The 22,153-nt window shown below is 71.3% G+C and carries 23 protein-coding genes; 12 read left to right on the forward strand and 11 right to left on the reverse strand.

The features are described 5' to 3' along the window. The first annotated feature begins 93 nt into the window (after nucleotides 1-93). Entirely contained in the window at nucleotides 94-1,434 is a 1,341-nt protein-coding gene (locus tag ACWC09_RS03845; protein WP_450848168.1) for a jacalin-like lectin, read from the forward strand. 218 nt (nucleotides 1,435-1,652) lie between these two features. Next, nucleotides 1,653-3,341, forward strand: a complete 1,689-nt coding sequence (locus ACWC09_RS03850) for a hypothetical protein (protein WP_450848169.1) — start codon at nucleotides 1,653-1,655, stop codon at nucleotides 3,339-3,341. On the opposite strand, the gene ACWC09_RS03855 is transcribed toward ACWC09_RS03850, so the two are convergent. Next, a complete protein-coding gene (locus ACWC09_RS03855) occupies nucleotides 3,328-4,989 on the reverse strand; it encodes a transglycosylase domain-containing protein (RefSeq protein ID WP_450848171.1) in 1,662 nt (553 codons plus the stop codon). The genes ACWC09_RS03850 and ACWC09_RS03855 overlap by 14 nt on opposite strands. Continuing rightward, the gene (locus ACWC09_RS03860; RefSeq protein ID WP_450848173.1) at nucleotides 4,986-6,041 is read right to left on the reverse strand and encodes a sigma factor-like helix-turn-helix DNA-binding protein; all 1,056 of its coding nucleotides are present in this window, start codon (nucleotides 6,039-6,041) and stop codon (nucleotides 4,986-4,988) included. Before ACWC09_RS03860 ends, ACWC09_RS03855 begins: the two co-directional genes overlap by 4 nt. A 181-nt stretch (nucleotides 6,042-6,222) precedes the next feature. Here ACWC09_RS03860 and ACWC09_RS03865 point away from each other — a divergent pair, with 181 nt between their 5' ends. The 3 genes from ACWC09_RS03865 (at nucleotide 6,223) to ACWC09_RS03875 (ending at nucleotide 9,649) form a co-directional block, all read left to right on the forward strand. Beyond that, a complete protein-coding gene (locus ACWC09_RS03865) occupies nucleotides 6,223-6,741 on the forward strand; it encodes a SigE family RNA polymerase sigma factor (RefSeq protein ID WP_450848174.1) in 519 nt (172 codons plus the stop codon). Beyond that, entirely contained in the window at nucleotides 6,731-7,390 is a 660-nt protein-coding gene (locus tag ACWC09_RS03870; protein ID WP_450848176.1) for a hypothetical protein, read from the forward strand. Before ACWC09_RS03865 ends, ACWC09_RS03870 begins: the two co-directional genes overlap by 11 nt. A gap of 615 nt (nucleotides 7,391-8,005) precedes the next feature. Then, complete coding sequence (locus ACWC09_RS03875; protein WP_450848178.1) at nucleotides 8,006-9,649, forward strand: hypothetical protein; 1,644 nt, start codon at nucleotides 8,006-8,008, stop codon at nucleotides 9,647-9,649. Between the two features lie 405 nt (nucleotides 9,650-10,054). On the opposite strand, the gene ACWC09_RS03880 is transcribed toward ACWC09_RS03875, so the two are convergent. Further along, on the reverse strand, nucleotides 10,055-11,341 hold the full coding sequence (locus tag ACWC09_RS03880; protein WP_450848180.1) for a helix-turn-helix domain-containing protein: 1,287 nt from the start codon (nucleotides 11,339-11,341) through the stop codon (nucleotides 10,055-10,057). A gap of 185 nt (nucleotides 11,342-11,526) precedes the next feature. On the opposite strand from ACWC09_RS03880, the gene ACWC09_RS03885 reads away from it, so the two are divergent. The 6 genes from ACWC09_RS03885 to ACWC09_RS03910 all read left to right on the forward strand — a co-directional run bounded on the left by ACWC09_RS03885 (nucleotide 11,527) and on the right by ACWC09_RS03910 (nucleotide 15,404). Beyond that, on the forward strand, nucleotides 11,527-12,240 hold the full coding sequence (locus ACWC09_RS03885) for a DUF4232 domain-containing protein (protein WP_450848182.1): 714 nt from the start codon (nucleotides 11,527-11,529) through the stop codon (nucleotides 12,238-12,240). A 391-nt stretch (nucleotides 12,241-12,631) separates the two neighbouring features. Continuing rightward, nucleotides 12,632-13,309, forward strand: coding sequence for a hypothetical protein (locus ACWC09_RS03890; RefSeq protein WP_450848184.1), 678 nt, complete (start codon nucleotides 12,632-12,634; stop codon nucleotides 13,307-13,309). A gap of 120 nt (nucleotides 13,310-13,429) precedes the next feature. Beyond that, a complete protein-coding gene (locus ACWC09_RS03895) occupies nucleotides 13,430-13,750 on the forward strand; it encodes a MerR family transcriptional regulator (RefSeq protein ID WP_450848185.1) in 321 nt (106 codons plus the stop codon). Between the two features lie 239 nt (nucleotides 13,751-13,989). Next, nucleotides 13,990-14,193 (forward strand): cold-shock protein, encoded by a 204-nt coding sequence (locus tag ACWC09_RS03900; RefSeq protein ID WP_356349206.1) that lies wholly within the window; start codon nucleotides 13,990-13,992, stop codon nucleotides 14,191-14,193. A 104-nt stretch (nucleotides 14,194-14,297) separates the two neighbouring features. Beyond that, a complete protein-coding gene (locus ACWC09_RS03905; RefSeq protein WP_450848187.1) occupies nucleotides 14,298-14,591 on the forward strand; it encodes an SCO5918 family protein in 294 nt (97 codons plus the stop codon). A 123-nt stretch (nucleotides 14,592-14,714) separates the two neighbouring features. Continuing rightward, nucleotides 14,715-15,404: a GAF and ANTAR domain-containing protein gene (locus ACWC09_RS03910; RefSeq protein ID WP_450848189.1), complete on the forward strand. Its 690-nt coding sequence runs from the start codon at nucleotides 14,715-14,717 to the stop codon at nucleotides 15,402-15,404. A gap of 210 nt (nucleotides 15,405-15,614) precedes the next feature. Here ACWC09_RS03910 and ACWC09_RS03915 read toward each other — a convergent pair whose 3' ends face one another. Beyond that, on the reverse strand, nucleotides 15,615-16,286 hold the full coding sequence (locus ACWC09_RS03915; protein WP_450848190.1) for a hypothetical protein: 672 nt from the start codon (nucleotides 16,284-16,286) through the stop codon (nucleotides 15,615-15,617). Then, the gene (locus tag ACWC09_RS03920) at nucleotides 16,283-17,146 is read right to left on the reverse strand and encodes a LysR family transcriptional regulator (RefSeq protein ID WP_450848192.1); all 864 of its coding nucleotides are present in this window, start codon (nucleotides 17,144-17,146) and stop codon (nucleotides 16,283-16,285) included. The genes ACWC09_RS03915 and ACWC09_RS03920 overlap by 4 nt, the downstream gene beginning before the upstream one ends. 93 nt (nucleotides 17,147-17,239) lie before the next feature. On the opposite strand from ACWC09_RS03920, the gene ACWC09_RS03925 reads away from it, so the two are divergent. After that, on the forward strand, nucleotides 17,240-17,977 hold the full coding sequence (locus ACWC09_RS03925; RefSeq protein WP_450848194.1) for an SDR family oxidoreductase: 738 nt from the start codon (nucleotides 17,240-17,242) through the stop codon (nucleotides 17,975-17,977). 22 nt (nucleotides 17,978-17,999) lie between these two features. Here the strand turns inward: ACWC09_RS03925 and ACWC09_RS03930 are convergent, their stop codons facing one another. From ACWC09_RS03930 to ACWC09_RS03955, 6 genes are all read right to left on the reverse strand, one after another. Then, complete coding sequence (locus ACWC09_RS03930; protein WP_450848196.1) at nucleotides 18,000-18,428, reverse strand: STAS domain-containing protein; 429 nt, start codon at nucleotides 18,426-18,428, stop codon at nucleotides 18,000-18,002. A gap of 64 nt (nucleotides 18,429-18,492) precedes the next feature. Continuing rightward, entirely contained in the window at nucleotides 18,493-18,816 is a 324-nt protein-coding gene (locus tag ACWC09_RS03935) for an SCO5918 family protein (protein WP_450848198.1), read from the reverse strand. A gap of 29 nt (nucleotides 18,817-18,845) precedes the next feature. Continuing rightward, on the reverse strand, nucleotides 18,846-19,151 hold the full coding sequence (locus ACWC09_RS03940) for a CBS domain-containing protein (protein ID WP_450848200.1): 306 nt from the start codon (nucleotides 19,149-19,151) through the stop codon (nucleotides 18,846-18,848). 83 nt (nucleotides 19,152-19,234) lie between these two features. Continuing rightward, nucleotides 19,235-20,719 (reverse strand): DEAD/DEAH box helicase, encoded by a 1,485-nt coding sequence (locus ACWC09_RS03945; protein ID WP_450848202.1) that lies wholly within the window; start codon nucleotides 20,717-20,719, stop codon nucleotides 19,235-19,237. Nucleotides 20,720-20,894: 175 nt separating this feature from the next. Beyond that, nucleotides 20,895-21,098 (reverse strand): cold-shock protein, encoded by a 204-nt coding sequence (locus ACWC09_RS03950; RefSeq protein WP_030952702.1) that lies wholly within the window; start codon nucleotides 21,096-21,098, stop codon nucleotides 20,895-20,897. Between the two features lie 186 nt (nucleotides 21,099-21,284). Next, a complete protein-coding gene (locus tag ACWC09_RS03955) occupies nucleotides 21,285-21,734 on the reverse strand; it encodes a DUF5994 family protein (RefSeq protein ID WP_450848204.1) in 450 nt (149 codons plus the stop codon). Nucleotides 21,735-22,153 lie beyond the last annotated feature (419 nt).

Here is a 22,153-nt window from a genome sequence, read left to right on the forward strand (position 1 = left end):
TCTGCCGAAGGACACGACATGCGCGGTAACCGGCGGTAACTTCAGTCGAGTTCTTCCCCGAAACCGCTTTCCCTCCCCAGGAGGCACTCCCTCATGCGCAGACTTCTCGCCTGTCTCGCGGTGGCCGCCGCCACCCTCGGCGGGCTCACCGCGGCCGCCCCCTCCGCGGCGGCCGCCGACTCGGGCACCTTCAACGTCCTCAGCTACAACGTCGCGGGCCTGCCGGAGAGCCTCTCCAGCGCGTCGACACCGCGCGACACCAGCACCACGGCGATCGGCCAGCGGATAGCCCCGTACGACATCGTCCATGTCGAGGAGGACTTCAACTACCACGCCTACCTCTACGCCGCGGACACCGCGCACGCCTACCGCACCCCCACCAGCGGCGGCGCGGGCATCGGCAGCGGCCTGAACACCCTGTCGAAGATCCCCTACGACGAGGACGACTTCGAGCGGGTGCACTGGAACTCCTGCCAGGTCGACTCGGGCGACTGTCTGACCCCCAAGGGCTTCACCTTCATGCGTGAGCGCCTGGCCGAGGGCGTGTACGTCGACTTCTACAACCTGCACACCAACGCCGGCACCAACGACGGCGACGAGGCCTCCCGCGCCGACAACCTGAGCCAGCTCACCGCGTTCATCCAGACCCACTCCGCCGGCAACGCCGTCGTGGTCATGGGCGACACCAACACCCGCTACACCCGCAGCGCCGACACCATCGCCGAGTTCGGCGCGGCCAACGGGCTCACCGACGCCTGGGTGCAGCTGATCCGCGGCGGCAGCGCGCCGGCCAAGGGCAGCGACGCGCTGGTCTGCGACCAGTCCGGGGCGACCGTGCCCAACACCTGCGAGGTCGTCGACAAGGTCCTCTACCGCAGCAGCAAGCTCGTCTCCCTGAACGCCACGTCGTACAACAACGAGCACGCCAAGTTCCTCACCGACGACGGGCTCATGCTCTCCGACCACGACCCGATCACGGTCGGCTTCACCTGGTCGCGCAACGCCGCCTTCCAGCTCAGCGACCAGTTCGGCGGACCGCACGGCGACTACTACAACGACATCGACAGCGTCCCGGCCGGCGCCCGCGCCACCACCATCGCCCTGCGCTCCGGCTCCCGCGTCGACCAGATGAGCGTCACCCTGAGCACCGGCACCACGCTCGCCCACGGCGGCACCGGCGGCACCGCCTCCTCCCTCACCCTGGGCAGCGGCGAGTACGTGACGAGCACGCAGCTCTGCCAGGGCACGTACAACGACCACACCCGGATCTTCTACGCCAAGTTCACCACCAACCTCGGCCGTACCCTGTCGGGCGGCACCACCACCTCCGACTGCGTCACCCGCACCGCCCCCTCCGGCTGGCAACTCGCCGGCTTCCACGGCCGCTCCGGCGACGAGGTCGACAAGGTCGGCTTCATCTACACCCAACGCTGACCGATCCGGTGACCCCGAGGACCCGGCCACCCCGCGCCGGGTCCTCGGCCGTTCTCACTCGCTGCCGCTGCCGCTGCCGCTGCCCGACACCGGCTTCACCGCCCATGCCTCGGATGAACCACCCCGGCATCCAGGTGCACAGGGAACGTATGTACGGTATGGCTCCTCAGTGATCCGGAGTGGCCGAAAACCGCTCCCTCTTCTTCGGAGTCGCCACCGTGCGGTCTTCCCTTCGTGCGGCCACAGCCCTGGGTGTGGCCCTGTTCCTCTCCGCCCCTGCGGCCGGGCTCGCCCTGGCCGACGACGGCCCCTCCGGCACCGGCGCGGTCGGTGACGTGAGCGTCGTCGAGCAGGCGGACTCGATCACCGGTGCCGCGGAGGCGCAGAACGCTTCGGGCGCGTACCGGGGCGACGTCCTGGTCCGCTTCACGCCGGTCGCCGACGCGGGCTTCCACTTCGACGCCGGTACGGGCAAGGCGGCGTACACCACGCGCACCGGGGCGAGCAACTCCAGCTCGGTGACGGTCAGTTCGGTGGGCACCGGCTACTTCACCCTGAACACCCGGAATCTGCCGGACGGCCTCAACACCCTGGACGTCACGCTCACCGAGACCCCGGACGACACCGGCTCCGGGGCCACGGAGCAGACCGCGAGCGGCACGGTCGGTCTCACCGTCGCCAACCCGTCCGCGGTGTTCACCTCCCCGCAGCCGCACGCGCTGGTGTGGGGAGCCACCGCCTACACCGTGGACGCCGCGCCCGCGACCGGCGGTTCGGCCATCGACCATGTCGACTTCTACGCGGGCGCGTTCACCAAGAAGAGCACACCCAGCGGGACGGACGACACCGCGCCGTACGCGTACACCGCCACGTACGCGACCATGGCCTACCGTCCGCAGGTCCAGGCCGTCGCCGTCGACAAGGAGGGCTACCGGTCGGCCCCGGTGACGCTGAGCGTCACGGCCACCCCCGGCCCGACCGTCACGGCCACCACGGTCACGCCGAAGCTCGCCTACGGCGGCGCCGACTCGATGGACATCGAGTGGACGGCCGCCGTGCCCTACGGCTGGAACCGGACGGTCTCCGACCCCGAGTACTACGAGGTGTGGCTGACCAAGGAGGAGGTCGCGGTCGACGGCACGACCGTGCGGTCCTACGCCGACGGTGACACCCCGTTCTCCCCGCTCCAGGTGCGCAGCGAGGGCCACTACGCGAGCACCAAGTGGGGCGACGGCCTCGACACCTCGGCCTGGTCGGTCGGCACGCACACCGTCACCGTGACGGTCACCGACAGCACGGGAGCGGTCGGCACGGCGAACGTGACCGCGGTCGTGACCGCGGACAAGCTGACGGCGAGCGCACCCGGCAGCGTGGTGCTCGGCCAGAAGGTGACCGTGTCCGGCCTGCTCACCGCCGGTACGGGCAACCCGCTGGCGTACCGCACGGTCTCCCTCCAGGCCCGGCCGGCCGGCGCCACCGCATGGAAGACGGTGGCCACCGGCACGACCGACGGCAGCGGCGTCATCGCGCTGAAGACCACCCCCGCCCGCAACGAGAGCCTGCGCCTGGTCGCCGCCGCCGGGACCAAGCCCGTCTCGGCCGCCGTCAAGGTGTCGGTGTCGCCGAAGGTGACGCTGAAGGCGTCCGCCACCGCGGTCAAGCGCGGCGCCACGGTGAAGTTCAGCGGCACCGTCTCCTCGAAGGAGACCGGCGCCAAGGTGAAGCTGCAGGTGTACCGCAACGGCGCCTGGACGACCCTCGCCACCAAGACCCAGTCCAGCACCGGCCAGGTCACCTTCACCGTCGCCGAGAACACCAAGGGCACCTTCGGCTACCGGCTGCTCACCGTGGCGACGGCCGACTTCGCCGCCGCGCACAGCCCCTCGGTGAAGGTCACCGTGAGCTGAGCGTCCGGCTCCAGATGCCCGCCGCCACCGTCTGTGCGAACTCGGCCGGTGGCGGCTCGTTCGGCAGTTGAGCGGGCAGGGTGGTGCCCTTCTTCGTGCCCGGCCGGTCGGCGAACAGCGCGACGGTGAGGGCGAGTTCGCCGTCGTACCCGGTGGTCCACACGGTCCGCCGGGTGATCCCGCCGCCCGCCCCGCCGGTGGCGAACGCCTTCGCCGCCGGTCGGCCGGCGGTGACGGCGACCAGGGTCGGCCCGGCCCCCGAGCGGGCGCCCGCCATCAACGCCTGTTTCTCGCCCAGGACCTGGCGCACCTCCGGGTGCGCCCGGTAGATCGTGCGGCCCTCTCTCGTGATGCGGGCGACGGTGTACGGGGTGGCGTACCTGCCGTCCGCCGCCACCGTGGCGTACGCCGAGGCGAGGTTCATCGGGGTCGGTGCCGCCGTCCTCAGCAGCTTGCCCAGCGGCTCGCCCACCGGCCCCACCGCACGGAACGGATCGAGCGCCGTGCCCGCCTCCACCGCCCCGCTCACCGCGTCGTTGAACGGCTGCCGCGCGTAGTCCGAGCCCCCGTACAGCACCCGCACCGCCCCGTCGCCGGGCACCAGCCCCACCACGGCGGTGTGCACCCGGACCCCCTTGCCCGCGGGACGGCCGTCCTGGACCAGCTGCGTGGCGCTGTCCTGCAGGCCCAGGTCGAAGGTGGTCGTCACGTTGTAGCCGCCGCTCGCGAGCTGGTCCTCGGTGATGCCGAGCCGGTCGGCGGCCTCCTTCGCGGCGACGTCGATCAGATACTGCCGCTGCCCGTCGGTCTCGCCCGGCGGATAGAACCGGAACGCCGGGAAGCGCGCCGCGGCCCGCTGCCTCGCCGTGATGCTTCCGCTCGCCGCCATCGCATCGAGCACCCACTCCCAGCGGCGTTCCAGCTTCGCGGTCACCTTCGGGTCGGAGCCCGCCTTCTCGTAGTACGAGGGGATGTTGACGATCGCCGCGAGCGCCGCGCCCTGCGCGACGGTCAGGCTCTTCGCGTCCACGCCGAAGTAGTTGCGCGCGGCGGACTGGATCCCGGCGGCGCCCCGACCGAAGTACACGGTGTTGAGATAGCCCGCGAGGATCTCGTCCTTGGAGCGGGTGCGGTCCAGCTTGATCGCGATCAGCGCCTCGCGCGCCTTGCGGGAGAGGGTGTGCTGGGGGCTCAGCAGGGCGTTCTTCACGTACTGCTGGGTGATGGTGGAGCCGCCCTGCGACGCGCCGCCGGTCAGCGTCGCCCACGCGGCCCGCACGACGGCCTTCGGCGAGACCCCGCTGTCCGTACGGAAGGAGCGGTTCTCCGCGGCGATCACCGCGTCCTGCACATGCCGGGGGACCGCGGACAACGGCACGTCCTGGCGGTCGACCGGACCGCGCCGGCCCAGATAGGCGCCGTCCGCGTCGAGGAACACCGTGCTCTGGGTGACGGTCTCGGGGTGCGGCTTCGGAATGGCCGTCAACCGGTACGCCACCACGGCCGCCGCGCACAATGTCGCGACCAGCGCGAGGAGGACGTAGAGCAGCCGGCGCACCAGCCGGCCACGGTTGCGCCGGAGCCGGATCCGCAGCGGGACGCGTTCGTGGTGCCGGGGGTTCTTCGGCGGCCTGGTCGTCGTCCTCATATCCGCCACCACTCGCGGGCCGACCGTGCGGCGACCCTGCCCGAGGCGTCGTACACCGTGACGATCCGCTCGTCACCGCGCGCGGCGAGGACCGTCTTCACGTCCTTCTCCGACACGAGCGCGCTCGTGTACCAGATGCCCCAGCCCGGACTGCCCGCCAGGACGAGGACCTTCGCGGTGACCTCGCCGTCGCCGGTCTGCACCGCGACCCGGCCCGGCTCGCCGTTCAGGCCCTGGAAGAGGCCCGACAGGAAGAAGCCGCCCTTCACGGAGTCCACCCTCAGGGAGACGCCCGGGGCGCCGCCCGGGCGGTCGCCGTCGTTCCCCGCGAGGGCCACGGGCACCGACCAGTGACCGCCGTCGGCCGTCAGCCACACCCGTATCCCCGGCCCGGCGGTCACCCGCTCGCCCGGCGCCACGACCCGGACCGGACTCGCCGCCGTACCACCGCCGCTCCCGAGCCCGGCCGCCCTGTCCTGTGTGTCGCCGCCGAGCCGGTGGGCGGTGAGAACGCCGATGGGCGTGAGCAGCGCCGCGCAGGCCGCGGCGGCCACGGCGACCCGGCGCCGCCGCCGGACGCGCCCCCGCGACTGGACCTCGGCCAGCGGCACCTCGGACGGGGCGAGGCCCTCGACGGCACGGGCGTACCCCTCGCGCAGTCGCCCCGGATCGGCGCCCGCCGCTTTCAGCCCGTGCCGGGCATGGGCCCGCACCGCGCCCACCGAACACCCCAGCACCTGGGCGATCTCCGCGTCCGCCAGACCCTCCCAGACGCGCAGCACCAGAACGGCCCGCCGCCGCGCCGCCCGCCGTCCGCGCAGCCGGCGCAGATGGCCCCGGACCAGACAGCGCCGTACGTGGAAGTCCACGTCGTTGCGCGGGACGTGCCGCCAGCGGGCACACATCCGCACCAGCGTTCTCCGCGCCAACTCCTGTGCCGCACCGGGGTCTTCGGTGAGCAGCCGCGCGGTCGCCAGCAGGCCGGACCAGCGGGTCCGGGCATAGGCGGCGAAGTCGTGGCCTGCGGGGAGTGCGGCGTGGGTCGGTGGCACGTGGGGGGTCCTTCGGCTCGGGAACTCGGACGGTCGTACGGGTAGGTTGAGCAGCCGAGAGGCCAACGCCGTTGAGAAAAGGGGAGCCTGGAGCTCCTGTGCGCCGTCTTCCCGGACGGGACCTGTACGCACGGCGGAGGCGGTGGAGTTGCAAGGAGTGGGCACGGATTCCGGTGGGGGCATGACCGAGGACGAGTTCGACGCGTTCTACGCGACCGCGTTCCCCCGGCTGACCGGGCAGCTCTACGCCTTCACCGGGGACCACGGCGAGGCCCAGGACGTCGTACAGGAAGCGTTCGTACGGGCCTGGGACCGGCGGGACCGGTTCCTGGCGGACAGCGCTCCCGAGGCATGGATCCGTACGGTCGCCATGCGGCTGGCGGTGAGCCGCTGGCGGCGGGCGAGACGCTGGCTGGAGCTGGTGCGGCGCACTCCGCCGCCGGACTCCACGCCGGGGCCGGGGCCCGAACACACCGCGCTGGTGGCCGCCTTGCGCGAACTGCCCCCGGCTCAGCGGATGGCGATCGTCCTGCACCATTTGTGCGACCTGAGCGTGGAGCAGGTAGCCTCCGAGACCGGCGCGCCCGTGGGGACGGTCAAGGCGAGGCTGTCGCGCGGGCGGGCGGCGCTGGCGGAGCGGCTCGCGGAGGACGAGGCCGACGAGCCGGTCCTCGGGAAGGAGAGCGGCCGTGTCCGATGAACTCTCGTCCGCCCTGCGCGAGTTGGCCGCCGATCACGAGACCCCGCCGGTCGTCGGCGGCCCCGCGACACGCGCCCGCGCGATGCGCCGCAGGCGTCGGCGGCGTACGGCCGTGACCCTCGGCGCGGGGGCAACCGCCCTCGCCCTGCTGGGCTTTGCTCTGACCCTGCGGCTCGGTGGCGACCCGGACCACCCGGACCGGCGCGCCACCCCGGCGGTGGCTCCGACCCACTCCGCCCCACCGTCCGCGGCTTCTCCGGTACCCGTCTCCGGCACGCTCGACCTGCCGGGGCGCACCCTCACGGTCGGCGGCCGGGCGTTGCCCATCGTCCTGGAGTTCGACTCGAAATCCGGTGCCCTGCCCGGATCCACGGGCCTGATGACGGTGGTCGCGAAACGGACCAGCAGAGAGCTGCCCGTGGACGTGCTCTCCAAGGGCGCCGTCACGGTGGACATGCCGTACACGGTCGAACTGCGCGACGGGAGGGGCCAGCCGCTGTACATCGGCTCCCTCACGTCGGAGCTCAAGGCCCTGAGCCAGTACAAGGTCGGGGCGGGTCTGGTCGTCCTCGCCCCCGAGGACGCCCGGCGCTTCTACGCGGGCATCGGCCTCGGCGAGGCGGTCTCGGTGACGACCGCCGCAGGCTGACGGACCGTCCTCGCCCTGGACACTGGCGAGCCCGCCGCTGCCATCCGCGCGTACGCGCCGCGGGGCGTCGACCGGATCATCGAGGTCGCGCTGTCCGACAACGCCGATCGGCCCGCCGGCCTGTTCGACGCGGACGCCGTCAGCGACTACCGGCTCGCCACCTCGCGCCTGCCCGGCCGGTTCACCTCGCGCGCGGACCTGGGCAACGCGCTCCTGCGTGAGGTGACCGACACCGGTGACCGGCATGCGCGCGCATTCGTCGATGTCCGCACGACGGAAGGCGTTCCGAGCATCCTCGATGTGATCCGCAAGGAGGCGTTCGGCGGCGAATGAATCCTGGTTCGAGGGTATGCTTCCGCAAATTTCGTGGCCATTCCGCCTCGGATTACTGGTGAACACCTCCGGTCGCAACAGGTGAACCTCCTTACCCAATGCTGCAATCGAGCCGCAGCCGACTTCCTCGTGATCCTTTCGGGTGGGCATTTCGTTGGCAAAGCGCTGTGAGTTGTCCAGTAGCGCGCTGTTAACGTCTCTGGCGCCCAATCCGGCACGCACGGTGCGCTCCGGTCGGCCACCGCCAGTCCACCGGGGGGAAGCACAGTAAGGAGCAGGCCAGTGCCCCTGAAGAACTCGATACAGTCACCGCCTACCGCGCGGCGTGAGCACGCCCGGCGTCGGACCCGGTCGAAGTGGTCGCTCGCCGTCATCGGTGGGCCGGTGATCCTGGCCGTCGTAGCCGGATCGGTGTTCGCGGCGGGGGGTGGCCACCATCAGCAGGCGCAGGCCGACGGGAACACGGCCGCACAACCGGCGCAGGGCACCGTGCCCGATCCGAACTGCACGCTGGTGGTACCCAGCCATCCCCTCACCGCCCAGGGCCTGGCAACGCCCTACAAGCTCGCAGCCACGGACCCCGGCAAGGGCCCGTGCCACGAGGCCAACCCCGACCAGGCGGCGTTCGTCGAAGCGGCCATAGTGACCAAAAGCGGCAAACTGACCGTCTATGACCCGCTGGTGATCGACAAGGGGACGAGACCAGCCGCACCCACCGTCCGGCCCACCGTGCCGAGGGGATCGACGGTCGGCGTATGGTTCGGCTTCAACGGCGACCAGCTCACCCTGAAGTCGAGCGGCCACTCCGGCAGCCTCGCCCAGGGCAGGTGTGTCAACGGCGTGCCGGGATCCGTCTTCGGCCAGTTCGCCTACTGCAACGCCCCCGCCTTCTTCCGTGCCGCCGGCACCCAGACGGCCAAGAAGCACCTCAGGATCCCCGCGCTGGGGACCGCCAAGGACGGTCGGCCCTGTCCGACCACCCGGGACTTCTCCGTCGTGGATCAGGACGGCAGCGACAATGTGGTCACCCACTACCTCGCCGACGCCCACGGCCGCATCGCCCAGAACAACGCCGCGAGCAGGGCAGCCATACGCAAGGCGGCGCAGGCGGGCAACCATCACCACGGCAACGCGGGGTCGTCGAACAGCGCGACGCTCACGGACCTGACCAACGGCAGCGACAACCTCCTGCTGACGCACTTCATCGACCCGGCCCTGGGCTGCACCCCCTTCACCGCGCCCAACCAGTCCAGCGACGGCCAAGCCTCCTCGGCTCTGTCCCTGGACGAACTGTCCGCCGCGGCCCGTCAGCGGGCCCCGATCGCGCTCGTCCCGCAGAACGACCCGATGACACTCGTCGACGACCACACCAGCGTCCGCAAGACCAACCGCTACCGCGCCGGCGTCGACATGCCCCCGATCGGCGCGGGCCACGACGGAGACGGGCAGGCCTTCTGCAGCACCCTCTTCGGCGACCCCGTCGGCCTCCGGCGCGTCTTCCAGGACAGGGCGCTCTTCACGAACGCGCCCTCACCCGACCCGGGGACGGCCCCGAACCTCTTCGGCTTCCTGGCCTCACGGGCAAACCAGTCCTTCACCAACCTCGGCTGCGACCGGCTCCTCGGCGTCGGAAACCCCGTCGGTCTCACGACGGACGCGGCCGGTTTGGTGACCGACGCCGTCCTCGTGCCGCTCGGCCAGACGCCGCCGTCCAGCAACCCCCCGAACACCCCGTCCCCGACCGTGGCGCCGAGTACCGCAGCACCTTCCGCGAGCCAAGCCTCGGCGACACCGAGCACGGGAGCGCCCGCTTCCTCGCCGACGCCCACCGCGAACAACGCCTCTTCCCAGCCGAGTTCACCGCCCCCCAGCCCCTCGCTCACCGCCGCGACGCCTTCGTCATCGATGAGCGGGTCCGCCAACTGACCGACTGGCCATGGCAGAAACCGCAGTGCTGGGCCCCGAACGTTCACTAGTTGTACCGTCGCCCTTCCTGTACATGGGCTGAGAGCGGTCTTTCCGGCACCGCAGTGGGCGAAGAGCCGTCGACACCGGTCACCTGCCGGTACGGCGGCTCGCTGCGTTCTCGCGACCGGGCAGGCCGACACGCCGGGGGACCCTCGGGGCCGGACTTTCGAGGGAAGGTAATGCGTTCGAAGCTCGAACGGCCCTGCGGGGGACCCGGGTTGGGGATCGCGAGGGGCGAGTCGTCCGTCTGGGCCGCCTGCACGCGACCTCTGAAAGTCTTCATTGCAGAGGAAATCGCTGGCTTTGGGTCCAGAAGGACAACGTTCGGGGCCAGGGCCTACGGGCTGTTGCAGCCAACGCAATTCATCCTGTTTCCCGCTTGATCCACTCGCTGCCGCCCAGCGGGTAGTCGTAGCCCGGACGGTTCACATCGGCGCTGGTGCGGAACGCGGTGCCGGCGTTGTCGATGTGGACCGTCCCGCTCCGGCTGCCGCTGGACCAGTCCAGGGTGAGGTCCCATCGCACGTCGTGGGCCTTGGTGTGGGCGGTGACGTAGAAGACCTCCGGGTCGGACTCGCTGACCTTGTACGGGAAGTCCCGCTGGCCGCCCTTGACGGTGACCGTGGGACTGCCGTTGTCGAGGTCGATGTCGAACGCCTTGGTCTCGACGCCACCGCCGCAGCCGACGCCCATCGAGTAGTCGTTCCAGGCGAGCGGCGCGCCCCTGCTGAGGACGCGCACGTGCAGCGCCTCCAGTACGACGGTCTGCGCGCCGGTGCCCTGGACGGTGAGGGCGACCTCCTGGCCGCCCGAGGACACCGCCCCGTACGCGGCGGCCCAGCGCGGCGCGTCCTGCTCGCTCGCCGGCGGGCCGACCTGCGCGGGCTCGCTGTCGACGAGGAAGTGCTGGCTGCACGGGTCGTCGTAGACATAGGGACGGGTGCCGACGGTGAGCGGGACGACGTCGGTGGCGCCGCCGTCGGTGTCCTGGGCGCCGCCCTGCTCGCCGCCGTTCTTCGCCGTGCCCCGGGACTCGGTGGCGCCGGCCGAGGCCGCTGCGGACGGCTTGTGTCCCGTCGCGCTCGGGGACGGGGAGAGGGACGGCTTCGCGGTGTCCGGCGTACCGGTGGTGAGGGCGGTGTCACCGGCGGCCCGATCGCCACCCGTGTCGTCCCCGCCGCCGAACGGCACGGTGAGCGCGACGGCTCCCAGCACGGCGGCCACCGCGACGGCGGCGATCAGGACGGTACGGCGACGACCTGACCGGGCGGGCACGCGCGGCAGGTCGACGACGACGGGCTCCTCGTCCTCTTCCTCACTCCGGGCGGGTGACGCCGACGGGCCCGGATCCACGGTGGCCGGTTCGACCGTGAGCGGTTCGACTCTGCTTCCCCGTGTCGCGTCCGCCAGGATCCAGCGCCGGTGCAGCTCCACCAGTTCGTCCGGCGTCGCCCGGCAGACCCGTGCGAGGCGCTCCACCGGGGCGTACTCGACGGGCACCGCTGTGCCGTTGCAGTAGCGGTGCAGTGTCGAGGTGCTCATGTGCAGCCGCTTGGCGAGCGTCCCGTAACTCAGTCCCGAGCGGTCCTTGAGCTCCCGCAGCAGCCGTGCGAACGCCTCCGTCCCGTCGGCCCCTGTTGCCCCTGACACCCGTTCCCCATCCCGTCGTGTTCCAGTCCCGCGTTCCAGGACCACTGCGTTCCCCCTGTTCAGAGCCCGTTTCGGCGTTCCCGCGTCCCCAACTCCCCGGTCCGTCTGGCGGTTGGGACAGATCGCCTCACAAGCTTCGGTCATCCAATCACCACCCCACCCGAACACCGAAGGGGATCCGTCGCATGTCGAAGCTCCGCACCTCCCGCACCCGTCTCGTCACCGCCGCCACGACCGTCGTCCTCGCCGCGCTCTCCCTGACCGCGTGCAACAACGGCACGGGCATTCACTCCGAGGGTGTCTCGGCGGCCACCACGCCGACCGCGAAGTCCTCCTCGCCCGCCCCTTCGCCGTCCGCCTCGGCCGCCCACTCCCCGGCGCCGAAGGCCGGCTTGGCGACCCGCACGTCCCACCCCGCGGCGAACACCTCGGCCACGTCGAAGACGCCTGCGAAGACCACCTCGTCCAACAAGCCGGTCACCTGCGAGGGTTCCAACACCAAGACGGTCGCGGCCCCGCTGACCCGCCCCGTGAACCACATGCTGCTCACGGTCACCAACACCGGCAGCAAGCCCTGCTTCCTCTATTACTACCCGGCCGTCAACTTCGGCCAGGAGCAGTCCGTGCCCCCGGTCATCAAGGACTCGCAGCCGCAGGCGGTCGTCACGCTCGAGCCGGGCGAGTCCGGCTACGCGTCGGTCAGCCTGTCCGCCACCGACGGCAGCGGCAAGCACGGCTACACCTCGAAGTCCCTCACCGTCTACTTCTACGGCCGCTCCGGCACCGAGAGCGTCGGCGCGGGCGCTCACCCCTCGCTGCCCGCGAAGGGCGTCTACGTCGACGACTCGCTCAAGGTCACCTACTGGCAGCAGTCGATGGACGACGCCATCAACTGGTGACACCCGAACCCACCTGTTGAAGAAGTGCGCACCGCCTGGTCACGATCACCATCGGCGTGCGCCGACCGGAACGGCACCTGCTCGGCCCTCGCGGGACAGGGTCGTGCTCTTCACGGCCTTGATCTGCGCCGGCTGCCCCGACTGGCCCGCGGTCAGGATGTTCGCCGTCGTGGCACCGGAGCAGGTGACGTCCCTCAGCGTCGCCCCGGTCGCGGGCCACGATGCTCGCGTAGGTGTTGAACGGTTTCCATCGACGACCGGGCCACGGCTCACCGGGCGTAGGCTCGAAGGCGTCGAGGGCTTCTCGTGCGCCGGCTCCTGCGCCGGTGCCGTTCTCGGCGAACGACGACGCCGGGCCGGACCCCGTCCGGGCCCGGGGCAGGGTCGCCGCATGGCCGCGCAGATGCCGGACCGGACGCTTCCCGAGGAGCCGCGCCCACCGCGGCATCGGCAGGGGCCGTCGCCCGAGAAGGGTGAGCTCGTCCGGGCACTGACCCGGCGTCAGATCGACGACCGGATGGGGGAGCTCGGTGCGTTGTCCGCGCGCACCTCGTCGAGTGAGCCGGTCGAGGTGGGCGAGTCGGGGTTCTTGGACCTGTCGGACCGGGACCGGTGCGCGGCCTTTCGGCGGCGGCTCGCGGGTCATGTGCGGCGGCCGGGGTTCGAGCTGCTGGTGGCGGAGACCGCCGGCCCCGCGGGCGTCACCGTCCTGACGGCGTGTGCCTACGGCTTTCCCGTGTGCGGTGCCGGGCTGTGGTGGCAGGGGCTCGACGGGTATCTCCCGGAGGACCTGTTCCGCGTCGCCGCCCTTGGCAGGCTGTTCGCGGTCGCCGGCATCCTCGTCGAGGGCCGGGTGCGCACGCAGGACCAGACCCGCGAGTGGAATCTCGCCCGGCGTCTGCAGGGGCGGCTGCTCGACGACCACGCCGGCGCGCTCGGCGTCACCCTGGTCGACCGCGCTGACGCGGACACCTACCGGGCGCTGCTGGCCTGGGGCTGGCGCTGCCTGCCGGGCGAGGGCCGCGGGGTGTCCCGCTTCGCTCCGCGCCGCCTCCTGGTGCTCCGCTGAAGCCCGCGGACATTCTGCGTCCGCCGCGGCAGGATTTCGGTGAGGCCGACTAGAGTTCTGCTACGGGAACAAGCTCCCTGTTGCGGGCCGTGACGTTCGGCGGTCCGCGGGAAGGCACACATGCCCTCGGAAGACCGGTCGCACGCCACCGACCGGCTCGACGACGACCACCACCCCGCCTACACCATGGGCCGCGCCGCCGAGGTGATCGGTGCGACCCCGGGGTTCCTCCGGGCCCTCGGCGAGGCCGGGCTGATCACACCGATGCGCTCCGAGGGTGGTCACCGCCGCTACTCGCGCCACCAGCTGCGCCTGGCCGCCCGGGCCCGTGACATGGTCGGCCAGGGCACACCGATCGAGGCGGCCTGCCGGATCATCGGCCTCGAGGACCAGCTGGCCGACGCGCTGCGCGTCAACGAGAAGCTGCGCCGCGAGGAGTGAAAACCTGACGGCGCCGGAGCAGAAATCCAACCGGTTCCCAAAAGGTATTTTCCGACGCGCGGACTGTTTTCCGCGCCGCCTTCTCTTCTTTCCTTGCCGTGGATTTGCTCCGTGCTAGGCTGAATCTCAGTTGCAGTTGTGGTTGCCATTCTTACCGGTTTTCCGGGGCAGGTGATCATCACAGCGATGAGGGAGCCCGCGAGGTGCGGGTTCCAGCACTGCCTAACAGGAGAAAACACATGGCCACCGGCACTGTGAAGTGGTTCAACTCGGAAAAGGGCTTCGGCTTCATCGAGCAGGAGGGCGGCGGTCCGGACGTCTTCGCCCACTACTCGAACATCGCCACCCAGGGCTTCCGCGAGCTTCAGGAAGGCCAGAAGGTGACCTTCGACGTCACGCAGGGCCAGAAGGGCCCGCAGGCGGAGAACATCGTCCCCGCCTGACCCCGCCCCATACGGCGAAACAGGGGCCCGCACCTTGGGTGCGGGCCCCTTCCGTTTGCCTGATCTCTTTCGGCCCCGGATCCCCCCGACCCTGGTGAGGCACCATGCGCTGTGTGATCGCCCGCTTCCCCTTCGACCTGTCCAAGGCCGAGGTGGAGAAGATGATGGAGAACGTCCGGCCCGAGCCCGCGACCGGGGCCTGTGTCGCCATTGGGGACCAGGTGTTCCCCGTCAAGCAGGTCGGCGTGGTGATCACCCGCCAGGACCCGCGCGACTTCACCGCCGCCGAGATGGTCCGCGCGCTGGTCCGGCTCGGCTTCACCTGCCAGACCGCGTCACCGCGGCCGGCGCCGGCCGCCGACCTGTCGTACGGCTCCGTCGACCGGACGCTCGGCTGACACGCTCGTCCGCCCACCACGATCCGTTCGCCCGAGGCCCGGCAGCTCCCTCCACGGTTGTGCAGCTTGCGTGGAAAGCTGGGTATCAGGTGTGTCGAGGCCGTGTGAGAAGTGGAGGGCGAGGTGGACTGGGAACGGTTCGCGCAGCAGATGGCGTCGATGGCCCGGGATCTTCTGGCGCAGGATTCGGTGACCGCCACACTCGAGCGGATCACCGCTTCGGCCACGGAGCTGGTCGACGGGTGTGACGCGGCCGGCATCCTCATGCTGCGCGACTCGAAGGTGGAGACGCTCGCCCCCACCCACGACCTGGTCACCGAGAGCGATCTGCTGCAACAGCGGCTGGGGGAGGGGCCGTGCTTCGACGCGGCCCGCGGCTCGCTGGGCGGTCGGGTCTTCCGCATCGCCGACGTCACCGCCGAGCACCAGCGCTGGCCCTCCTTCGCCCCGCAGGCCCGTGGGCTGGGCGTCGGCAGCATGATGGGCTTCCTGCTGTTCACCGATGACGAGGAATTCGGCGCGCTGAACCTCTACTCCCGCAAGTCGGGGACGTTCACCGAGAGCAGCGAGCTGGCCGGCTGGCTGCTGGCCTCCCACGCGGCGGTCGCCCTCTCCGGCGCCCGCACCCACGCCCAGCTGGAACAGGCCATCGCCACCCGCCATGTCATCGGCGAGGCCATGGGCATCCTCATGGGCACCCATCACCTCACCGAGGAGGCGGCGTTCAACGTGCTGCGCCGCTACTCGCAGGCGAACAACATCAAGCTTCGCGAGGTCGCCCGCCGGGTGTGCGAAGAGGGCAACCTCGCGTGACCGTTCACCGGCGGCTCCCCCGGCTCCCTGCTGAACCAGAGAAGCCTGAGCCAAGCCAGCCCCATGGGAACGCCGCTGAAACCCGGCCTGTGCACCAAGTCCCCTGTCCTGGCTCCTTCACACCTGCATTCCCGCTCCTCCGCCGCGGACACGCACCGCAGGACGGGCCGGCGGCCCGGGCCGCGGCGCTCCGCGACCCGGGCACGGCGGTCACCTCATGACCGTCACCCGGAGAGGGGCCAGGTCAGGGGTCGGAGCGGGCTTGCTGCCGGCGGCGGACTGCGGCTGGGTGGTCGGGTTCTGCGGGGCCGCTCCCTTGTAGTACGGGGTGTAGACGTAGTGGGTGCCCACGCCGATGGCCGCACCGATCTTCGGGATGACGGACGCGTCGACCGAGCCGGTGCCGCCGAAGACGGCCACATGGTCCACGCTCGCCGACATCCGCATCAGGTACCGCTTGGTGTCGTACGACAGCGAGCTGACGTCGGTCCACAGCAGCGGACCGTAGGTCGTCATCGCCGACGACGCGGAGACACCGCCGCGCCAGCTGCCCACGGAGGCCACCGCGGCGTTCGACGGCAGCGACCACCACAGGTCGGCAAGCCGCATGGCGTTCGACTGCGGCGTGGCGCCGGCGACCCGGTAGTAGCTGTACCTGCTGGGCCAGTGCGGCATCTTGCCGGCGTTGTACGCCTTGGCCAGCGCCGACTCGGCGTCGGTCCCCACCGTGATGATGTTCGTCGTGCTCGGGCTGTACTTGTTGAGGTACGAGTAGACCGACGACGTCATGGTCGTACCCTCGGTCAGCACGACGGTCGCGGTTCCGGAACTGCCCATGGAACCGGCGGCGGAGCTCGCCGCGTGGAGGCGCGTCAGGTTCACAGCCGTACGGCCGTGCGGACCAGCCCGGCGAGGGTGAGGGAGCGGCTGTGCGCGGGCCAGGCGATGTGGGTGACGACGGGGGGTGCGTCGGTCACGGGGACGGCGGCGTGCTCGGCCCACAGCCAGGCGCGGGCGGAGTCGGGGACGACGGCCATGGTGCGTCCCAGGGCGATCAGCTGGGCCAGCTGCGTCTGGTCGCGGATCTCGGGGCCCGGGCCGGGCGGGTACGTGCCGTGGCGGGGCCAGCGGGCGAGTGGGAGATCGGGGACGTCGCCGACGTCGGCCAGGGACAGGCTCTGGCGCGCGGCGAGGGGGTGCCCGGCGGGCAGGACGGCGATCTGCCCCTCGGTCATCAGTTCCTCGCTGTCGAACCCAGCGAGGGAGTTGAACGGCTTGTGCATGAACGCCACATCGGCGCGGCCGTCGCGCAGCATCTCTTCCTGCTCGCACATCCCGCACGGCAGCACCTCGATCTCGGCGGCGTCGGGTTCGGCCGCGTAGGCGTCGAGGAGCTTCTGCAGCAGTTCATGAGACGCGGCGGCCTTCACCGCCAGCACCAGGCGGTTGCGGGGACGGCCCGGACCGCCGGCGTCACCGGCGCGACGGGTGCGGCGAGCGGCGGCTGTGGCAGCGTCGAGGGCTGCGCGGCCCTCGTGCAGCAGCACCTCTCCGGCGCCGGTCAGGGAGACGCCGCGGCGGTTGCGTTGCAGCAGACAGACACCGAGGCGCCGCTCGAGCTGCTGGATCGCCCGGGACAGCGGTGGCTGGGCCATGCCGAGGCGCTCGGCGGCGCGGCCGAAGTGCAGCTCCTCGGCGACGGCCAGGAAGTACCTCAGCTCGCGGGTCTCCAAGGTGTCCATGGCCATACCGTAACTCGGTGATACCTGCCGGGTATGACAGAGCACCGTATCGGTGTTGGATGCGCCGCTCGTCCACGAGCGAGCATCGACGGCATGAGCGAAACGAAGATCGCGCTGGTGACCGGTGCGAACAAGGGAATCGGGTACGAGATCGCGAGCGGGCTCGGTGCCCTCGGGTACCGCGTGGGCGTGGGAGCCCGCGACGAGGCCCGGCTCGAGACGGCCGTCGAGAAGCTGCGCGCCGCCGGGGTGGACGCGTTCGGGGTGCCGCTGGACGTGACCGGTGACCAGAGCGTCACCGATGCCGCGGAACTGATCCAACGCCGGGCCGGGCGCCTGGACGTCCTGGTCAACAACGCCGGCATCTCGGGAGAGATGGGGCCGGGGTGGGTGCAGGACCCGACCACGCTCGACCTCGACCTGGTCCGCACGGTCGTGGAGACCAACGTCATCGGTGTCATCCGGGTGACCAATGCGATGCTGCCGCTGCTGCGCCGCTCGCCGTCGCCGCGCATCGTCAACGTCTCCAGTTCCGTCGGCTCCCTGACCCGGCAGGCGGACCCGGACATCGAGATCGGTCCCGTCATGGCGGCCTACGCACCGTCCAAGTCGTACCTCAACGCCGTCACCGTGCAGTACGCCAGACAGTTCGCCGGCACGAACATCCTGATCAACGCCGCCTGCCCCGGCCTGGTGGCGACCGACTTCAACGGCTTCCACGGACCCCGCACCCCCGAGCAGGGCGCGGCCACACCGATCCGTCTCGCCACCCTGCCCGACGGCGGGCCGACCGGTTCGTTCTTCGAGGACCAGGGCGTCGTGCCCTGGTGAGCCCGGTACGGGCTGCCGTACGTCACGGGGTCGCTGGGCCGGCCGTGCGCGTCGATGTGGGGGCGGGTGCTGCGCCATAGGCTGCCGTGGTCCTTCCGCAACAGGCGTCCTGGGCGCTGGCATGGGCGGGGAAGCGGCCGAGCACACCGCCGCCCAGCAGGACGAGGTCGATCGTCGTACTGCTGTGCACGACCCGGACCCAGCCCTGCCGGGCCCGACAGTCGTCCCACGCGGCACACAGCGGCCGCAGGATGCTTCCGTCCGTGAAGGTCACCTCACGGAGGTCGACGATGAGAAAGACCCGCCCGTATCCGGTGCGGGCCTCCTCCAGCGCGTGCGCCAGGGGTGCCACGGTGGTCGGGTCCAGCTCGCCGTGGGCGCGCACCAGCCGGCATTCGTCGAACAGTTCGGGCTTGCGGTAGGGCTCGGGCGCGTCGGGACGAGGGCACATGCCCAGCTCCTCTGTCCGGTCGGAGCTTCCCGGAGGGTGGCCGAGTGCCGCCCGCCGCGAGGCGTCACGCGTTCTGCGGGTCAGGGCTCCCGAGCAGTTCCGAGGCGACCTGGAGGGGGCTGCGGGCAACCGGAGCCAGGGGCGGCGCGGCCTGGGGGCCGGCGTGGCAGGTGAAGCCGAGGCGGACCATGGCCCGGGTCACCTCGCCGCCGCTGAAGTCGCGGCGGTCCTGCCGGGTGATGACCTCACCGACCTGCATCACGGGATAGCGGCGGCGGCCGATGGTCACGGAGTCACCGGTGACGATCTCGGGTCTGACGCCCGCCATCGAGGCCAGCACTCCGTCCCTGGTCAGTTCGAACGGGTATCGGGCGATGACACAGCGCATGTTGCCTCACAGGGAGAAGTCAGGGGAAGTCACAGAGAGCAGGAGGAGGGGCCGACGACCGCGCACGGTGCGCCGAGGACGTCCCGCAGGCGGACGCGGTCCGTGTAGGCGGAGCTGTCGCGGTGCACGACGAGTTCGGCCCGGCTGACCGAGCCGGTGCGCTCGTCGTCCTCGTCGCACAGGAGCAGGTGCTCCACCCCGGCACCGGCCATGACGGACAGGGCCACCTCGACGGTCATGTCGTCACCGACCCGCAGCTCGGTCGGGTCCAGGTGGCCGGCCCTGGTCGTGAGTCCGGGGGCGGCCGGGTGTCGATGCGTCTGAACCGGTGTCACGGCTGCCTCCTGCGGTACGGGTGGACGTTCAGGTCGGGATGGCTGCGGACCGGCCGCCGGGTCGACGGCGGACCGCCGACCCGTCACGCGGCGCGGCGCTTGCCCGCGGACCGGCCCCGAGTGGTGCGCCCCCGCCGTCCCCGGGCCGAAGCCGGTGCACCGGCCGCGGCCCGGCGGGCGGGCTCCGCCGTCGGCACGGCGATGACGACCGGGACGCCGGACGGGGCCTTGGCGCCCGTGATACGGCTCAGCGCCTCCTCGCCCGAACGCACCGCGGTGATCGTCGGGGCGATGCCGGCCGAGGCCATCAGCCGGGCCATGTCACGGCGTTGGCCGGGGGTCACCAGCGTGACGACGCTGCCGGACGCGCCGGCGCGGGCCGTACGGCCGCCCCGGTGCAGGTAGTCCTTGTGGTCGCCGGGCGGATCCACGTTGACGACCAGGTCGAGGTCGTCGACGTGGATGCCGCGCGCCGCGACATTGGTCGCCACCAGCACCGTGACATGGCCGTCCTTGAACTGCGCGAGGGTCCGGGTGCGCTGCGGCTGGGACCTGCCGCCGTGCAGGGCGGCGGCGCGGACGCCGCTGCCGAGGAGGTGCTTGGTGAGCCGGTCCACCGCGTGCTTGGTGTCCAGGAACATGATCACCCGGCCGTCTCGCGCCGCGATCTCGGTGGTCGTGCGGTGCTTGTCCGCCTCGTGCACATGGAGGACGTGGTGCTCCATCGTGGTGACGGCACCCGCCGACGGGTCGACGGAGTGGACCACCGGGTCGCTCAGGTAGCGGCGGACCAGGAGGTCGACGTTGCGGTCCAGGGTGGCCGAGAAGAGCATCCGCTGGCCGCCGTCACGCACCTGGTCCAGCAGCGCGGTGACCTGGGGCATGAACCCCATGTCGGTCATCTGGTCCGCCTCGTCCAGGACGGTGATGGCGACGTCGCTCAGTCGGCAGTCACCTCGGTCGATGAGGTCCTTGAGCCGCCCCGGCGTCGCGACGACGACCTCGGCCCCGTCCCGCAGCGCATGCGCCTGCCTGCCGATCGACAACCCGCCGACCACGGTGGCCAGCCGCAGCCGTACGGCGCGGGCGTACGGGGTGAGCGCGTCGGTGACCTGCTGGGCGAGTTCGCGGGTGGGTACGAGGACGAGGGCCAGCGGCTGCCGCGGTGCGGCGCGCCGGCCCGCCGTACGGGCCAGCACCGGGAGGCCGAAGGCGAGGGTCTTGCCGGAACCGGTACGGCCCCGGCCGAGTACGTCACGGCCGGCCAGGGAGTTCGGCAGGGTGGCCGCCTGGATCGGGAAGGGCACGGTCACGCCTTCCTGGCCGAGTGCGGCCAGCAGCGGTGCCGGCAGGGCGAGTTCGGCGAACGACTCGACAGCGGGCAGCGCGGGCTCGATCGTCTTCGGCGGCGTGAATTCGCCGCCGGTCGCGGCGGGTCGGCCGCCGCCGTGGCCCTTGGGCTTGGCTTTGGGACGGTGCCGGGTGCCGGAGCGGCCTGCGGCGGAGCCCTCGAAGCGGTCGTGGGTGCGGGTGGTGCGTGAACTGCGGGACGGGCGTGCTCGGTTCATGCGGAACCTTCCTCGATGCGGGCTCGTATCAAGGAATTCCCGCAGCACGATGAACGGCGCAGAGAATCGCGAGAACGGGCCGAAGACAACTGGGGTGAATCCCCTGGGAAAAGCAGCGAGCTGGGGCCCGCACCCTCAGGTGCGGGCCCCAGCTGCGAAAGCGTCAGAGCCGGTGTCAGGCCGGAACGATGTTCTCGGCGGTCGGGCCCTTCTGGCCCTGAGCGATGTCGAACGACACCTTCTGGCCCTCCTGCAGCTCGCGGAAGCCCTGGGTGGCGATGTTCGAGTAGTGGGCGAAGACGTCGGCGCCGCCGCCGTCCTGCGCGATGAAGCCGAAACCCTTTTCGGCGTTGAACCACTTCACAGTGCCTGTGGCCATGTCATTTCTCCTTCGGAAACGGGGCTCGGAGTTCGCCTTGTGCGGACTCCGTGTCGCCGTGATGATCAACCCGTCGGAAAAATGAACCCTTTTGGCAAACCACAACTGCAACCTGGTTCGACAGTAGCACGGCGTGCTCGATCACGGGCCGGGAACAATTCCGCCCGTTTTCTTGTTCGACACGCGTCACAGGGCCAGGAGCGCGCTCGCGGTGAGGTGGTGCGTGGGGTCGGCCGCGGCTCTCATCAGCCGTTGGGCCGTGGCCTTCTCGGTCCCGGGCGGGACGACCAGCAGGTCCCGGCGTCCGACGCCGTAGGCGAAGAGCCGGACGGCATGCGGGTCGAACCCGGACGTGTACCACGAGGCCCGCACGGTGTGACCGGCGACGGGCAGGTCGCACGGCGCCTGGCGCCAGACACCGCGGTGCGCGGCCAGCCGCGTCACACGGCCCCACGATGTGTCGAACGCCTCGATGAGAGCGGGCAGTTCGGCCGCCAGGTCGTCGGAACGGGGCCACCAGGCGCCGCTCACCGGACCGGGCGGAAAAGTCGGTGGGCGCAGGGTGAGCCGGGCGGCGGGAAGTGATGAGGGGGGTTCCCGGTCGGGTGAGGCGCGTCGACCGGTGGGCGCGTTCATGTCGCGGTCCCTGTCCCCGGGCCGCCGTGCGACGGACCGGTGTCGTGGTGCGCCGAGAACGACGCCGACGGAGGGCCGGCGTACGGGTGACTCCCGGTGCGGTCCACGCTACTCCGCCCCGCGGTCGGGCGAGCCGGGTGTACGGGAGGGTTCTCACCCGGGGTGCGTGCACGTAGGGTTACGGTGTTCGGCCGCCCGCGGGATCCCGTGGGAGACGCACACCGTTCGGCAGCCCTGAGGGCTGCCCGTGCCCCTTGACCACGGGCAAGGACCGATTCCCGGCCCCTGCAGAGCAGTCGGCTCTTCTGCCGTTCCGGCCGTCCCTGTGTTCACCCCGTCTCTTCCCTTCGTCGCGAGACCGACGCGGCAACTCCCGCGTGCCGTCGCACGGTCCGACGCGGGGCACCCGGCTCCCGATC

It is taken from the genome of Streptomyces sp. NPDC001617 (genome assembly GCF_053596855.1).

What these genes read in the sequence shown, in the direction of transcription:
- ACWC09_RS03845 (WP_450848168.1), top strand. Translation starts at nt 94, where the DNA reads ATGCGCAGACTTCTCGCCTGTCTCGCGGTGGCCGCCGCCACCCTCGGC.
- ACWC09_RS03855 (WP_450848171.1), bottom strand. Translation starts at nt 4,989, where the DNA reads ATGAGGACGACGACCAGGCCGCCGAAGAACCCCCGGCACCACGAACGC.
- ACWC09_RS03865 (WP_450848174.1), top strand. Translation starts at nt 6,223, where the DNA reads ATGACCGAGGACGAGTTCGACGCGTTCTACGCGACCGCGTTCCCCCGG.
- ACWC09_RS03885 (WP_450848182.1), top strand. Translation starts at nt 11,527, where the DNA reads ATGTCGAAGCTCCGCACCTCCCGCACCCGTCTCGTCACCGCCGCCACG.
- ACWC09_RS03890 (WP_450848184.1), top strand. Translation starts at nt 12,632, where the DNA reads ATGGCCGCGCAGATGCCGGACCGGACGCTTCCCGAGGAGCCGCGCCCA.
- ACWC09_RS03895 (WP_450848185.1), top strand. Translation starts at nt 13,430, where the DNA reads ATGCCCTCGGAAGACCGGTCGCACGCCACCGACCGGCTCGACGACGAC.
- ACWC09_RS03900 (WP_356349206.1), top strand. Translation starts at nt 13,990, where the DNA reads ATGGCCACCGGCACTGTGAAGTGGTTCAACTCGGAAAAGGGCTTCGGC.
- ACWC09_RS03905 (WP_450848187.1), top strand. Translation starts at nt 14,298, where the DNA reads ATGCGCTGTGTGATCGCCCGCTTCCCCTTCGACCTGTCCAAGGCCGAG.
- ACWC09_RS03920 (WP_450848192.1), bottom strand. Translation starts at nt 17,146, where the DNA reads ATGGACACCTTGGAGACCCGCGAGCTGAGGTACTTCCTGGCCGTCGCC.
- ACWC09_RS03925 (WP_450848194.1), top strand. Translation starts at nt 17,240, where the DNA reads ATGAGCGAAACGAAGATCGCGCTGGTGACCGGTGCGAACAAGGGAATC.
- ACWC09_RS03930 (WP_450848196.1), bottom strand. Translation starts at nt 18,428, where the DNA reads ATGTGCCCTCGTCCCGACGCGCCCGAGCCCTACCGCAAGCCCGAACTG.
- ACWC09_RS03935 (WP_450848198.1), bottom strand. Translation starts at nt 18,816, where the DNA reads ATGCGCTGTGTCATCGCCCGATACCCGTTCGAACTGACCAGGGACGGA.
- ACWC09_RS03945 (WP_450848202.1), bottom strand. Translation starts at nt 20,719, where the DNA reads ATGAACCGAGCACGCCCGTCCCGCAGTTCACGCACCACCCGCACCCAC.
- ACWC09_RS03950 (WP_030952702.1), bottom strand. Translation starts at nt 21,098, where the DNA reads ATGGCCACAGGCACTGTGAAGTGGTTCAACGCCGAAAAGGGTTTCGGC.
- ACWC09_RS03955 (WP_450848204.1), bottom strand. Translation starts at nt 21,734, where the DNA reads ATGAACGCGCCCACCGGTCGACGCGCCTCACCCGACCGGGAACCCCCC.